The 1,293-nt window shown below is 66.6% G+C and carries 2 protein-coding genes; both read right to left on the reverse strand.

What is annotated here, in order from left to right; genetic code table 11:
• Positions 1 to 43: 43 nt before the first annotated feature.
• Positions 44 to 937: an IS3 family transposase gene (locus CRP55_RS51280; RefSeq protein WP_097329404.1), complete on the reverse strand. Its 894-nt coding sequence runs from the start codon at positions 935 to 937 to the stop codon at positions 44 to 46.
• On the reverse strand, positions 934 to 1,236 hold the full coding sequence (locus CRP55_RS51285; RefSeq protein ID WP_179855730.1) for a transposase: 303 nt from the start codon (positions 1,234 to 1,236) through the stop codon (positions 934 to 936). The genes CRP55_RS51280 and CRP55_RS51285 overlap by 4 nt, the downstream gene beginning before the upstream one ends.
• Positions 1,237 to 1,293: the final 57 nt, after the last annotated feature.

The following is a 1,293-nucleotide window of genomic DNA, read 5'->3' on the forward strand; positions in this document are numbered from 1 at the left end:
TGGGCCTGACCCGATTCGACGGACAGGGTCGATGTGTTGATCCTCAAGCTACCTTGAGAACGGTTAGCGGCCGGGTATTGGTGCCAGTCTCGTAGGCGGCTGGGCTTTGGTAGCCAAGGCTGGAGTGCCGGCGGCGGATGTTGTACCAACCTTCGATGTACTCGAATATCGCCTGTCGGGCCGCAGCCCGGGTGGGCCAGGCCTGCCGGTGAATGAGTTCGGTTTTGATGGTCGAGAAAAACGATTCGGCGACGGCGTTGTCCCAGCACTGGCCGCGCCGGCCGACGGAGAGCCGGACGTGGTGTCGTTTGGCGAGGCGGGCGTGCTGGGCGCTGGTGTATTGACAGCCGCGATCGGAATGAAACACGAGTCTGTCGGCGGGTCGGCGGCGCCGCAGCGCGTCGGTCAGAGCGGCGTCGACCAGGTCGGTTTTGAGGTTGTCGGCGACGGCCCAGCCCACGACCCGGCGTGAGGCCAGGTCGATGACGGTGGCTAAATAGAGCCAGCCTTCCCAGGTGTTGATGTAGGTGATGTCGCCGCACCAGCGGGTGTCGACCGCTGCCGCGTCGACGGTGAAGTCCCGCTGGATCAGGTCGGGCCGCTTGCCCGCGTTGGGATCCGGGATCGTGGTGACCTGCCAGCGGCGTGGGCTCTTGCCGCGGATGCCGGCGGCGCGCATCCGGCGGGCGATGCGTTTACGGCCGTGCCGATGGCCGGCGTCGGCGAGTTCGGCGTGGATCCGCGGCGCCCCGTAGGTGCCATTCGACGCCGCGTGCACCTCGACGATCCTGGCGGTCAGCTGGACGTCGACGCGGGCCCGCCGACTCTGCTTGTTGCGGGTGTAGTAGGCGGACCGGGAGACCTCAAGCAGCTCACACGCACGTTTGACGCTGTGCTGGCTGGCCTGCTCCGCCTCGATGAACGGATACACGTTCACCGGGTCTCCCGTGCGAAGAAAGCCGTTGCCCGCTTCAAAATGTCGACGTCCTGCTGCAACCGGCGGTTCTCCGAACGCAGGCGGGCCAGCTCGGCCCGCTCGTCGGAGGTCAGCCCGTCGTCGCGGGTGCCGGCGTCGAGCTCGGCCTGCTTGACCCACTGCCGCACCGCGGTTTCGGTCAGATCAAAATCCTTCGTGACCTGCCCGACCGTGCGGTCCCCGCGCTGACACAACTCGACGATCTCCGCCTTGAACTCGGGCGTGAACGCCCGCCTCGGCCTCGATCGCTTCTTTCCCACGCTCTCCATGATGCTGGACATCCTCCCGGAGACCCCAGGTCCCCTGATCTCGGATGT

The sequence above is a fragment of the Paractinoplanes atraurantiacus genome, from assembly GCF_900215205.1.
GTDB classification, from domain to species: domain Bacteria; phylum Actinomycetota; class Actinomycetes; order Mycobacteriales; family Micromonosporaceae; genus Actinoplanes; species Actinoplanes atraurantiacus.